This is a genomic window from Streptosporangium fragile (assembly GCF_039534445.1).
Lineage (GTDB): Bacteria > Actinomycetota > Actinomycetes > Streptosporangiales > Streptosporangiaceae > Streptosporangium > Streptosporangium fragile.
The window spans coordinates 1-12605 of record NZ_BAAAVI010000128.1 but is presented as its reverse complement, the minus strand read 5'-3'; the positions used below and the strand labels follow the sequence as shown (position 1 = coordinate 12605).

12 protein-coding genes and 1 pseudogene are annotated in these 12605 nt (G+C 69.5%); 9 read left to right on the top strand and 4 right to left on the bottom strand.

The features are described from left to right. The 3 genes from ABD841_RS39645 to ABD841_RS39635 all read left to right on the top strand — a co-directional run. Positions 1–998, top strand: a 998-nt coding sequence (locus ABD841_RS39645) for a TolB-like translocation protein (protein ID WP_344982216.1), incomplete at its 5' end; no start/stop codon positions are given. Positions 999–1052: 54 nt separating this feature from the next. After that, entirely contained in the window at positions 1053–1805 is a 753-nt protein-coding gene (locus ABD841_RS39640; RefSeq protein ID WP_344982215.1) for a maleylpyruvate isomerase family mycothiol-dependent enzyme, read from the top strand. Between the two features lie 146 nt (positions 1806–1951). Next, on the top strand, positions 1952–2662 hold the full coding sequence (locus ABD841_RS39635; protein WP_344982214.1) for an SIMPL domain-containing protein: 711 nt from the start codon (positions 1952–1954) through the stop codon (positions 2660–2662). Positions 2663–2812: 150 nt separating this feature from the next. On the opposite strand, the gene nadA is transcribed toward ABD841_RS39635, so the two are convergent. Next, a complete protein-coding gene (gene nadA / locus ABD841_RS39630) occupies positions 2813–3967 on the bottom strand; it encodes a quinolinate synthase NadA (protein WP_344982213.1) in 1155 nt (384 codons plus the stop codon). A gap of 340 nt (positions 3968–4307) precedes the next feature. Between nadA and erpA the strand changes: the two genes are divergently transcribed. Both erpA and ABD841_RS39620 read left to right on the top strand, forming a co-directional pair. Then, positions 4308–4661, top strand: a complete 354-nt coding sequence (erpA, locus tag ABD841_RS39625) for an iron-sulfur cluster insertion protein ErpA (protein ID WP_184541949.1) — start codon at positions 4308–4310, stop codon at positions 4659–4661. A gap of 127 nt (positions 4662–4788) precedes the next feature. Then, the gene (locus tag ABD841_RS39620) at positions 4789–5775 is read left to right on the top strand and encodes a carbohydrate kinase family protein (protein WP_344982211.1); all 987 of its coding nucleotides are present in this window, start codon (positions 4789–4791) and stop codon (positions 5773–5775) included. A 196-nt stretch (positions 5776–5971) separates the two neighbouring features. Here ABD841_RS39620 and ABD841_RS39615 read toward each other — a convergent pair whose 3' ends face one another. Continuing rightward, the gene (locus ABD841_RS39615) at positions 5972–6241 is read right to left on the bottom strand and encodes a sulfurtransferase TusA family protein (RefSeq protein WP_344982210.1); all 270 of its coding nucleotides are present in this window, start codon (positions 6239–6241) and stop codon (positions 5972–5974) included. Positions 6242–6266: 25 nt separating this feature from the next. After that, positions 6267–7403, bottom strand: a complete 1137-nt coding sequence (locus tag ABD841_RS39610) for a cysteine desulfurase family protein (RefSeq protein ID WP_344982209.1) — start codon at positions 7401–7403, stop codon at positions 6267–6269. Between the two features lie 132 nt (positions 7404–7535). Between ABD841_RS39610 and ctaC the strand changes: the two genes are divergently transcribed. The 4 genes from ctaC (at position 7536) to ABD841_RS39590 (ending at position 11797) form a co-directional block, all read left to right on the top strand. After that, positions 7536–8372 (top strand): aa3-type cytochrome oxidase subunit II, encoded by an 837-nt coding sequence (ctaC, locus tag ABD841_RS39605; RefSeq protein WP_486389214.1) that lies wholly within the window; start codon positions 7536–7538, stop codon positions 8370–8372. Positions 8373–8398: 26 nt separating this feature from the next. Next, positions 8399–10030 (top strand): aa3-type cytochrome oxidase subunit I, encoded by a 1632-nt coding sequence (gene ctaD / locus ABD841_RS39600; protein WP_344982207.1) that lies wholly within the window; start codon positions 8399–8401, stop codon positions 10028–10030. Then, positions 10027–10422, top strand: coding sequence for a cytochrome c oxidase subunit 4 (locus tag ABD841_RS39595; RefSeq protein ID WP_344982206.1), 396 nt, complete (start codon positions 10027–10029; stop codon positions 10420–10422). The genes ctaD and ABD841_RS39595 overlap by 4 nt, the downstream gene beginning before the upstream one ends. 187 nt (positions 10423–10609) lie before the next feature. Beyond that, positions 10610–11797 (top strand): L,D-transpeptidase, encoded by a 1188-nt coding sequence (locus ABD841_RS39590; RefSeq protein ID WP_344982205.1) that lies wholly within the window; start codon positions 10610–10612, stop codon positions 11795–11797. Between the two features lie 350 nt (positions 11798–12147). Here ABD841_RS39590 and ABD841_RS39585 read toward each other — a convergent pair. Beyond that, a pseudogene (locus tag ABD841_RS39585) lies at positions 12148–12605 on the bottom strand (cytochrome bc1 complex cytochrome b subunit); the annotation flags it as partial.

Here is a 12605-nt window from a genome sequence, read left to right as displayed (position 1 = left end):
ACAGCGGCTCGTCCGACACGCCGGCGGACCCCCAGGCCGGCAGAACCGGGCAGGCCAGCACGGCGACGCCGGAACCGGAAGCCCCGACGGTGCCCAAGGCGAGTAAGAAGATCAAGCTGCCCGGCAGCACGAGCACGCTCTACGAGAGCAACCTGGACCCGATCAAGCTTGCCTCTTACAGCCTGGGGTTGGGAGACAAGTTCGCGCTCTACACCCGCGAGCCCGGCACGGACCGGTTCGTCAAGAACGACAAGTACTTCGACTACGTACCCAACACCGCGGGCACCCAGGTGCTGGGCCTCGACAGGCAGCAGGACACGGCCACCTACTCGCTCGCCTCGGTCATCGACCCGCAGACCGGCTCGGCGAGCAAGGTCAGAATCACCAAGGCGCCGATCTACCCGAGGACGCCGCAGTGGTCGCCGGACGGCAAGTTCGCCCTGGTCACCCTCGACGAGTTTCTCACCGACGGCAGTACCAAGCCGTACGGTTTCGCCATCATCGACATCGAGACGAAGAAGGCCAAGGTCGTCCCCGTCAAGGAGACGGACGCGGGCAAGTGGAGCTACTTCTGGCGCAGCGACGGCCGGGCGGTCGGCACCTGGGCACTCACCGAGACGACCCAGCGCATCCGCTTCTACGACCTGGACGGCGTCGTCCTGCAGACCCTGCTCGACGTGGGCACCCCGATCACCGTCGAGGGCTACGACGTCTCCCCGTCGGGCTCGTCGCTGTTGACGTACTGCAAGGGGACCACCAAGGAGATCTGCGTGTGGTCCATCACCACCGACGGCCCCCCGCAGGCCACGATCCCGTTCGAGTCCACCCGGCTCGTCGGCTGGTACGACGACAAGCACATCGCCGGCTGGCGGCGCAAGGGCTCCGGCTACGAGGCCGTGGTGTTCGACCTCAAGGGCAAGGCACAGCGGGTGCTGGCCACCACCACCAACGGCGAGGACTTCGAGGGGCAGTTCATGGTCTTCATCCGGGACAACTGACCGGACGCCCGCCGGGGGTGGCGAGGGGAATGGGACGGACCGACAGGAGGCGGCATGCGGGAATGGAGTCACGCCGAGCGGGCCGCGGCGGCCGGGACGGAGATCGCCCGCATGGCCGACGTCCTGCACGGTGAGGACATGTCCACCCCGGTGCCGGCCTGCCCGGGCTGGGACCTGGCCGGGCTCGTCTCCCACACGGGCGGCGTGCACCGGTGGGTGGCGGCCATGGTGCGGGACCTGGCCGAGCGGCGTTACGACCGCCGGGCGATGGACATGGGCATGCCCGCGGACGCCGACGGCTACGCCGCCTGGCTCCGGGAGGGCGCCGTCTTCCTTCCCGAGGCGCTGCTCTCGCACGACCCGCAGGCCCCGGTATGGGCGTGGGGCGGCGACAGACGGGTGCGCTTCTGGTCGCGGCGGATGCTCCACGAGACCGTGGTCCACCGGATCGACGCCGAGCTCGCGCTGGGCCTGCCGGTCTCGGTCGACGAGGACGTGGCGGCCGACGGGGTCGAGGAGTTCCTCGACGTCCTGCCGTACGCGCGCTGGAATCCGGCCGTGGCGGAGTTGCGGGGCGCGGGCGAGACGATCTCCCTGCAGGCCGGCACCGGGGCCGGGTGGGTGATCACCCTGGGTCCCGGCCGGTTCCACCACCGGCGCTCCCCGCAGCCGGGCGACGTCACCCTGCGCGCCGCGACCGCGGCCGACCTGCTGCAGGTCGTGTGGGGCCGCCGCGACCCCGACGACCACGCGGTCGAGGGGGACGCCGGGCTGCTGGCGTGGTGGCGGGAGCGCTCGCGAATCTGATCCCGGCCCCGGACCCCGGCAACCGCACCCGGCTTCCGGAAGGCGTGTCCCCGCGCCGCCCCAGGGCAGGCGGCCGAAGGTCAAGACACGACATGGCACGCGGTCGGCTCCCCGGGCGGGCTGTCACCCCGTGGTGCCATGTGCCTATGATCAAGATGTCTCATGCCGTGGCCGCGGCGGTGCTCGTCTCCATGGGCCTGTTCGCCGGCCCCGCGTTCGCCGACTCCGGGACCGCGAAGGTGATGGTGGAGGACGACCGTCCGCAGATCACGGTGGTGGGGGAGGGAAGCGTCTCCCTCAAACCCGACGTCATGCGGCTGAACGCCGGCGTCGAGGTGCGCCGCGCCACCGCGGGGGAGGCGTTCGGCGCCGCGCGCACCGCCGCCGCCGCGCTCACCCAGGCGCTGCTCCAGGCCGGCGTCCCGGCCGAGGACCTGCGGACCAGCGAGCTGTCCCTCGGCCCCGAGTACGAGAACTATCCCAAGATCTCCGGGTACCGGGCGGCGCAGGGTGTCGAGGCCGTGATACGCGACGTCGAGGCCGCGGACGACATCGTGGACGCGGTGGCCGCGGTCGGCGAGGACGTCCGGCTGAACGGTGTGACCTTCGAGGTGTCCGACCCGCGCGGGGCGCTCGAGGCGGCACGCGAGGCCGCCTTCAAGGACGCCAAGGCCCGGGCCAGGCAGTACGCCCGGCTCGCGGGCCGTCAGCTCGGCCCCGTCGTGAACATCGGCGAGGAGAGCGCCTCCCTGCCGCGGCCGATGATGGCCGGCGCCGCGATGGCGGACAAGGCGTCGATCAGCCCCGGCCGGCAGGCCGTCTCGGTCAGCGTCCGGGTGGTCTTCGCGCTGACGTAGTCCTCCGGGCCTTCCTCGACCTTCCGGGGCCTTCCGCGGCCTTGCGCGTGACAGGCCCCGGAACGGCAGCCGGCCCCGGTGGGCCGTCGCCCGCCGGGGCCGCCGCGCCCGCCCCGGCCTCGCGGCGGGACGGGCGGCGCCGGGCCGGGGTCAGGGGAGGGCGAGCATCCGGTCGAGGGCGACCTTCGCCCAGTGGGTGGTGTCGTCGTCCACCGTGATCTGGTTGACGACCTGGCCGGCGGCGAGCGACTCCAGCGCCCACACCAGGTGCGGCAGGTCGATCCGGTTCATGGTCGAGCAGTAGCAGACGGTCCGGTCGAGGAACGTCACGTTCTTGTCGGGGAACATGGCCGCCAGGCGCTTGACCAGGTTCAGTTCGGTGCCGACCGCCCAGGAGGACCCGGCCGGGGCCTCCTGGAGCTTCTTGATGATGTACTCGGTCGAGCCGACGTAGTCGGCCCGGGTGACCACCTCGTGCCTGCACTCGGGATGGACGAGCACGTTGACCCCGGGGATCCGCGCGCGGACGTCGTCCACGCACCCGGCGCTGAAGCGGCCGTGCACCGAGCAGTGACCCTTCCACAGGATCATCTTGGCGTTCTCCAGCTGCTCGGCGGTCAGGCCGCCGTTCGGCCGGTGCGGGTTGTAGACGACGCAGTCGTCGAGCGAGAGGCCCATCTCCAGCACCGCGGTGTTGCGGCCCAGGTGCTGGTCGGGCAGGAACAGCACCTTCTCCCCGCGGGAGAAGGCCCAGTCCAGGGCGCGCCTGGCGTTGGAGGAGGTGCACACCGCGCCGCCGTTGCGCCCGCAGAACGCCTTGATGTCGGCGCTGGAGTTCATGTAGGTGATCGGGACGGTCACCTCGGCGATCCCCGCGTCCTGGAGGACCTCCCAGCACTCCTCGACCTGGTCGAACGTGGCCATGTCGGCCATCGAACACCCGGCCGCGAGGTCGGGCAGCACCACCCGCTGCGAGTCGGAGGTGAGGATGTCCGCGGACTCGGCCATGAAGTGCACGCCGCAGAAGACGATGTACTCCGCCTCCGGGCGGGCCGCGGCCTCCCGGGCGAGCTTGAACGAGTCGCCGGTCACGTCGGCGAACTGGATCACCTCGTCGCGCTGGTAGTGGTGGCCCAGAACGAAGACCCTGTCGCCGAGCGCCGCCTTGGCTCGCCTGGCACGCTCCACAAGCGCCGGGTCGGAGGCGGGCGGCAGCTCGCCGGGGCAGTCGACGCCGCGCTCGCTGTGCGGATCGGTGTCCCTGCCGAGGACGAAGAGCGGCAGCCCGGTCTCGGTGGTCGTCACGACCACACCCCCTTATCGTCGAAGTGACGACTAATGATGACACACGGATCCGGGCGATTTATTCCGGGGGAGGGGCGGTCCCCCATCCGGGATCCGAGAGCCCGCATCCGGATTCCCGGCGAAGGATCATCCCGCCCGGCGGGAAGGAATGCCTGGCCGGGGACCGGCCCGTTCGCGACCGGGCCGCCCGGTCCGCCGGGGAGGTGCCCTCTTCCGGCGGGATGGGTGTGACGTCCCAGGAATGTGTGGCGGTGGGCCGGTGTTGGTAGCGTCTAAGAAGGACGTCACAAACAGACAGCCGTTCCCGGTGAGCGGCTGACGCAGACGCGGGAGTCACCACATGTCGGTTGAGAGCACCGAGACCACGGCGAAGGGCCTGATTCTTACTTCCGCCGCCGCGGCCAAGGTCAAGAGCCTGCTGGAGCAGCAGGGCGAGGAGGGCCTGCAGCTGCGGGTGGCCGTGCAGCCCGGTGGCTGTTCCGGCCTGCGCTATCAGCTCTTCTTCGACGACCGTTCGATGGACGGCGACGTCGTCTCGGACTTCGACGGCGTCAGCGTGGTCACCGACCGGATGAGCGCGCCGTACCTCGTCGGCGCCACGGTCGACTTCGTCGACACGATCGAGAAGCAGGGCTTCACGATCGACAACCCGAACGCCACGGGCTCCTGCGCCTGCGGCGACTCGTTCAACTAGGCCACACCGCGAAGGCCCCCCGGAGTGACATGTGTCACTCCGGGGGGCCTTCGCGTGTCGATGAGGTCGCGTATTCTTGCGTGGCCCGCACGCCCATCCAGATGCTGACAACGAGGAGAAGAATCCCGTGCGCATCGCCGTAACCGGCTCAATCGCGACCGATCATCTGATGACCTTCCCCGGGCGCTTCGGCGACCAGCTCATCGCCGAGCAGCTCGACCGGGTCTCCCTTTCGTTCCTCGTGGACGACCTGCAGATCCGCCGCGGCGGCTGCGCGGCCAACATCACCTTCGGCATGGGCTGCCTGGGGCTGCGCCCCATCCTGGTCGGCGCGGTCGGCGCCGACTTCGCCGACTACCGGTCCTGGCTGGAGCGGCACGGCGTCGACTGCGACTCGGTCCACGTCTCCGAGATCCACCACACCGCCCGGTTCCTGTGCACCACGGACGATGACCACAACCAGATCGCGTCGTTCTACACCGGGGCGATGGCGGAGGCCCGGCTGATCGAGCTCGGCCCGATCGCCCAGCGGCTCGGCGGTCTCGACCTGGTGCTGGTCAGCCCCAACGACCCCGAGGCGATGCTCCGGCACACCGACGAGGCGCGTCAGCGCGGCATCCCGTTCGCCGCCGACCCCTCGCAGCAGCTCGCGCGCATGCCCGGAGAGCAGATCCGCCAGCTCATCGACGGCGCCGCGTACCTGTTCAGCAACGACTACGAGAAGGGCCTCATCGAGCAGAAGACCGGCTGGTCCGACGAGGAGATCCTCGACCGGGTCGGCGTCCGCGTCACCACGCTCGGTCCCAAGGGCGCCGTCATCGACCGCAAGGGCGAGCCGTCCGTGCACGTGGCCCCGGCGCCCGAGCTCGGCAAGGCCGATCCCACCGGCGTCGGTGACGCCTTCCGCGCGGGTTTCCTGGCCGGTGTGGCCTGGGGCCTGCCCCTGGAGCGCTGCGGTCAGATCGGCAACCTCACCGCCACCCACGTCCTGGAGCGCGTCGGCTGCCAGGAGTACGAGCTGGGCCAGAAGGTCTTCCTGGAGCGCTTCGCCGACGCCTACGGCGCCGGGGCCGCCGATGAGGTGGCCCGTTTCCTGAAGTGTCACCACGCCTGAGCCGCGCGGGCACCGTCGTGTCGCGCCGCGGCCGATGACCGCGGCCCCGCCCGCCGTCTCACCCCGTGCCGGACGCATATGCGCGGGTGCCTGGTCTCAGGCGCCCGCGTGGCCGCGGCGCACGGACCCGGCGGGTGTGCCGTCGAACGGCTGCCCGACCGGACCGGCCTTGCCGATCATGTCGGTTTCCGGCAGATCAGTAGTTGCGCCGTACGTGGATGGCCCAGCCGCGCTGGGGCAGCTCGTAGCTCGCCACATGGTGATGGGACTTCAGCCGGCACCAGGCCGGGATGTCGGTGAAGGCGGCGGGATCGTCGGCGAGGACGGCGACGATCGCGTTGAGCGGCACGTAGTTGATCTGCTCGGCCAGCATGATGATAGGGATCGGGCACTTCTTGCCCAGCGCGTCGATGGTCAGCGCCGGGGGCTGGGTCGATCCCGCCGGAGCGGCCTGGCCGGACGTCATGGCGTCTTCACTCCCCGAATGTCGATCACTGTTTGATCCCCGCCTCCTCACGGATCCCGCGCACCACGTCGGGCAGGACGGCCAGGAAGCGGTCGACCTCCGCCGCCGAGGCACCCCTGGGCAGCGACACGCGCACGTTGCCGTGCGTGAGCACGCCCATGGCTTCCAAAACATGCGACGGACGAAGCGTACTCGCCGTGCAGGAGCTGCCGGACGATACCGAGAATCCGGCCTTGTCCAGCTCGGTCAGCAAAGCCTCACCTGCCACGTAAAGACACGAAAAGGTGACAATGTGCGGCGCTCGTGCGATCGGATCGCCGATGACCTCGACGTCCGGGACCAGCCGGGGCACCTCGGTCCTGATGCGGTCGACGAGCGCCGAGATCCTGGCCGACTCCAGGGCCGACTCGGCGACCATGGCCCGCAGCGCGGCGGCCGCCGCGACGATCGCCGGCACGTTCTCGAAACCGGGCACCCGGCGCTGCTCGCGGTCGTCTTCGGGAAGCGGGGTGCGCCACCGGGTGCCCTTGCGGATCACCAGCACGCCCACCCCGGCCGGGCCGCCCCACTTGTGCGCGCTCGCGGTCAGCACCGACCAGCCGCCGGGCAGCGGCATCCGGCCCGCCGTCTGGGCCGCGTCCACCAGCAGCGGCACGCCCGCCTCGGCGCACGCCGCCGCGACCTCGGCGATCGGCTGGACCGTGCCGACCTCGTGGTTGGCGCTCTGCAGGCAGGCCAGGGCCGTGCCCTCGGCGAGGACCGCCTCGCGGAAGGCCGCGGGGTCCACCGCGCCGGTGACGCCGACGCCGACCGTCTCGACCGAGCCGCCGCCGCGTTCGTGGACGCCCGCGGCGTGCAGCACGCTGGAGTGCTCCACCGCCGAGGTCACCAGGCGCCGGCCCGCCCTGCGGCGCCCGTGCAGGGTGCCGAGGACGCCCAGGTGCACGGCCTGGGTGCCGGAGGAGGTGAAGGACACCTCGTCGGGCCGGACGCCGAGCGCCTCGGCGACCTCGATCCTCGCCTGTTCCAGTAACATCCTTGCCCGGCGGGCGGAGCCGTAGAGCCTCGCGGGGTCGGCCCAGCCGACGTCGAGGGCCGCGACGAGAGCCTCGCGCGCCTGGGGGTGCAGCGGCTCCGTGGAGGCCGCGTCGAAGTACGCCACCCCTCAATCGTCGCACCACGCGCGGCGCAAGCGGGGGCTGCGGGGGAGGGCGGGGGTGGTCCGCGCTAATGTGTCCCCCAGCGTGAAGCTGTGAACTACAACCTTTGAACGTGAACAAACAACCGCCCAGGAGTGACTCCTGGGCTCCATCTGTGGGGTAGGCGATCCGTGAGTCCGACCCGCCGTTCTGCACGGCGTCCGTTGGCCCGCCGCCGGGTGCCACGCGCTGCCGCTCTGGCGCTGCTGCTGGTGTCCGTGACGGCGTGCAGTGCCGAAGACTGGTCCCGAGGTGGCTTGCCCAAGGGGGTCACCGAGCAGTCCAACGCCGTCCAGAGTCTCTGGAACGGGTCCTGGATCGCCGCCCTCGCCACCGGCGTGGTCGTGTGGGGCCTGATCCTTTGGTCTGTGGCCTTCCACCGCAAGAGGAAGAACTCCAAGGAGCAGCTGCCGCCCCAGGTGCGGTACAACCTGCCGATCGAGATCCTCTACACGGTGGTGCCGATCATCATGGTCGGTGTCTTCTTCTACTTCACCGCCCGTGACCAGAACTACATCACCTCCATCTCCGGCAAGGCCGACGTGAAGGTCAAGGTCGAGGCCTTCCAGTGGAGCTGGCGTTTCACGACGGAGTACAACGGCAAGACCGCCCAGGTCGTCGGCAAGCCGGTCAACGACTACACCCAGGGCCCCCAGCTGGTGCTGCCGACCGGGAAGAATGTCGAGTTCGACCTCGTCTCGCCGGACGTCATCCACTCCTTCTGGGTTCCGGCGTTCCATTTCAAGCGCGACGTGATCCCCGGCGTCAACGACAACAGGTTCGAGGTCAAGACCCTCGACAGGACCGGCACCTTCGCCGGCCGCTGCGCCGAGCTGTGCGGCGTGGACCACAGCAAGATGCTCTTCTCGGTGAAGCTTGTGCCACAGGCCGAGTTCGACCAGTACATCGCTAGCCAGGCGGGTGCCCAGTGACCGCACATACCGAAGTCATCTCCCCCATGCAGGTGCCAACCCGGAAGGGTTCGGTCATCGTCAAGTGGATGACGTCCACTGACCACAAGATCATTGGGCACCTCTATCTGATCACTTCGTTCGTGTTCTTCCTGATCGGCGGCGTGATGGCGCTGATCATGCGAGCGGAGCTGGCGCAGCCGGGCCTGCAGATCACCACCAACGAGCAGTTCAACCAGCTGTTCACCATGCACGGCACGGTCATGCTGCTCATGTTCGCGACGCCGCTGTTCGCCGGCTTCGCCAACGAGCTGATGCCGCTGCAGATCGGCGCGCCGGACGTGGCGTTCCCGCGCCTCAACATGGTCAGCTACTGGCTGTTCCTGTTCGGCAGCACCATCGCCCTGTCGGGCTTCCTCACCCCGAACGGCGCCGCCAGCTTCGGCTGGTTCGCCTACACCCCGCTGTCGAACGCGATCAGCTCGCCCGGCATCGGCGGTGACCTGTGGATCATGGGCCTGACCATCAGCGGTCTGGGCACGATCCTGGGCTCGGTGAACTTCATCACCACGATCGTCTGCATGCGGGCCCCCGGCATGACCATGTTCCGCATGCCGATGTTCACCTGGAACGTCCTGCTCACCTCGATCCTGGTGCTGATGGCCTTCCCGGTGCTCGCCGCCGCCCTGCTGGCCCTGGAGGCCGACCGCAAGCTGGGCACCCAGATCTTCGCCTCCGAGACCGGCGGCGCGCTGCTCTGGCAGCACCTGTTCTGGTTCTTCGGCCACCCCGAGGTGTACATCATCGCGCTGCCGTTCTTCGGCATCGTGACCGAGATCCTGCCGGTCTTCAGCCGCAAGCCGCTGTTCGGCTACATCAGCCTCGTCGGCGCGACCATCGCCATCGCCGGTCTGTCGATCACCGTGTGGGCGCACCACATGTTCCCGACCGGCCAGGTGCTGCTGCCGTTCTTCTCGTTCATGACGTTCCTCATCGCGGTGCCCACCGGGGTGAAGTTCTTCAACTGGATCGGCACCATGTGGCGCGGCCACCTGACGTTCGAGTCGCCGATGCTCTTCTCGATCGGCTTCCTGGTCACCTTCCTGTTCGGCGGCCTCACCGGCGTCATCCTCGCCTCCCCGCCGCTCGACTTCCAGGTGTCCGACTCCTACTTCGTGGTGGCCCACTTCCACTACGTGGTCTTCGGCACCGTCGTCTTCGCGATGTTCGCCGGCTTCTACTTCTGGTGGCCCAAGTTCACCGGCAAGATGATGAACGAGACCCTGGGCAAGGTCCACTTCTGGACGCTGTTCATCGGCTTCCACGCCACGTTCCTGGTCCAGCACTGGCTGGGCGCCCAGGGCTTCCCGCGCCGCTACGCCGACTACAGCCCCATCGACGGGTTCACCGACCTGAACATGGTCTCCTCGGTGGGCGCGTTCCTGCTGGGCGCCTCCACGCTGCCGTTCCTCTACAACGTCTGGAAGACCCACAAGACCGCTCCGCAGGTCACCGTGGACGACCCGTGGGGATTCGGCAACTCCCTGGAGTGGGCGACCTCCTGCCCGCCGCCGCGGCACAACTTCACCTCGCTGCCGCGCATCCGCTCCGAGCGCCCGGCGTTCGACCTGAAGCACCCCTACATCACGCCCGCTCGTGAGCTGGAGGATTCCCGATGAAGGTTCAGGGCTGGTTGTTCATCCTCTGCGGCATCTTCTTCGCCGCGGTGGACGTCGTCTACTGGTTCTGGTCCAAGGAACCGGTCGGCACGACGGCGATGGCCATCTCGGTCGGCTTCGCCTTCATGATCGGCTACTACCTGATGTACACGGCCCGCCGCATCGGCGACCAGCCGGAGGACAACAAGCAGGGCGAGATCAGCGACGGCGCGGGAGAGCTCGGCTTCTTCAGCCCGCACAGCTGGTGGCCGCTCTTCGTCTGCCTGGCCGTCGCGCTCAGCGCCGTCGGCTTCGTCATCGGCTGGTGGCTGTTCCTGATCGGCGTGTTCGCGATCATCATGAGCATGATCGGCTTCGTGTTCGAGTACTACCGGGGCCACTTCTCGCACTGACCCCGCCTATCCCGCCGGAGAGCGGACCACGGGAACCTTCCGTGGTCCGCTTTTTGGCGTTTATTGAAGACGCAGGTGGGATGTCCGATGTGGTCGACTGCTCACTCCGGGTAATAACTGATACGGGAGATCAGTCCGGAACAGGGGAGTTCATGTGGGGCACGCGATCCGTCGTTCGGCTCGGGGGGTGGGAGCGCTGGCCCTGGCGCTGCTGACCGTCTCCTGTTCCGGCACCACCGCGGTGCGGGGCGGGGACGCGTCCCAAACCCCCGAACCCGTCGCGGCGGCCATCAGGGTGGCGCCCCTGGACAGGGCCACGGGGGTGCCGACCGACGCCACCGTCCTGGTCGCCGCGCAGGGCGGCACGCTGCAGAAGGTCGTGGTCAGGGCCGTGAAGGGCGCCAGAGGCTCCCTGCCGGGCATACTGAGCGCGGACGGCACCCAGTGGCGCAGCCGCGGCACGGCGGCTCCAGGGGCCACCTACGAGGTCTCCGCGACCGCGGTCAACGAGGCCGGCGCGGTCACCGAGACGACCTCCACCTTCTCCACGGTCAAGAGCAAGGGCACCTTCGCCATCGAGAGCCTCCTGCCGAGCGAGGACCTGACGGGCCTGACCGTCGGTGTCGGCATGCCGGTGATGATCACTTTCGACCGCGAGATCACCGACCGGGTCTCCGTCGAGCGGAACCTGCTGGTCAGCACCTCCAAACCGGTTCTCGGCGCCTGGCACTGGTTCGACAGCCGCACGGTGCACTTCCGCCCGAAGACCTTCTGGCCCGCCCACACCAAGGTCCGGGTCGAGGCCCGCCTGGCCGGTGTGCACGGCGGCGGGGGCCTGTACGGCGCGGCGAACCGGACCCTCGACTTCAGGGTCGGCCGCTCCCAGATCACCCGGGGCAGCACCCTCACGCACCACCTGATCGTGCGCCGTGACGGCAGGGTCGTCCGCCGGATCCCGATGAGCGCCGGCAAGGGCGGTGTCTGGAAGTACCACACGACCAGCGGCGTGCACCTGGCCATGTCCCGTGAGCCGGTCACCATCATGGTCTCGCCCGGCATCGGGCCCGGTTCCCCCGGCTACTACCGGATGACGGTCTACAACACCGTCCGCATCTCCAACAGCGGCGAGTACGTCCACAGCGCGCCCTGGTCGGTCGGGTCGCAGGGGGCCGCCAACGTGAGCCACGGCTGCGTCAACGTCAGCCCGGCCAACGCCAAGTGGTTCATCGACAACACGCTGATCGGCGACCCCATCATCATCACGGGCACGCCTCGCCGACTGGAGCCCACCAACGGCTGGGGCCACTGGCAGGAAGACTGGAAGCAGTGGCTCAAGTGGAGCAGCCTCAAGCACTTCACCACCGAGAAGGCCTGACGGAGCCACCCGGGGCCCGCGGGAAGCCCACGACCCCGGGGCCGTGGCGTTCAGCGGGGACCTTGTGGGGTCTGCGGGGAGTCCACGACCCCGAGGGTGTGGCGTCGGTGGGGGCTGTGGCGTTGAACGGGGGCCTTTGAGGTCTGCGGGGAGTTCGCGACCCCGGGGCTGCGGCGTCGGCGGGAGCCACCGCGTTGACGGAAGTCCCCCGCAAGGGCTGCGGGGAGTGCACGGGGTCCGTAGGGCGGGCACCCGGGGCGGGACGGGCCGGGTGCCCGCCCCGCACAGGACGAGGCCCGGACACCGTGGTGTCCGGGCCTCGTCCTGTGGCCTTCAACTTCCGCCGCCGGTCAGCGGGTCAGGGACTTCTCCTCGCCGTGGCCGACCGCCGCGTGCTCCTCCTCGTGGTGGCCGTCGCCGTGCTCGCCGTCCAGCGGGATCTTCTCGCCACCGTAGTTCTTGCTCATCGTGGCCCGGAGCTTGCCGAGCGGGCCGCGCATGCCCTTGGGCGGGATGCCCCGGCCGTCGGTGTCGGTCCCGGCGACGACCGGAATCGGCTCCTTGCCCCGCACGTGGGCCTTGATGCCCTCGTTCGGCGGGACGTGCACCTCGATGTACTCACCGTGGGGCAGCCGCTTGATCACACCGGACTCCACGCCGTGGCCGATGACGGCCGCGTCGCTGCGCTGCAGGCCGAGGCAGATCCGGTAGGTGACGATGTAGGCCACCAGCGGAGCGGCGAAGACCAGGAAACGGCCGACGTAGGTCGTCCAGTTCAGCGAGACGTGGAAGAACGCCGCGATCTCGT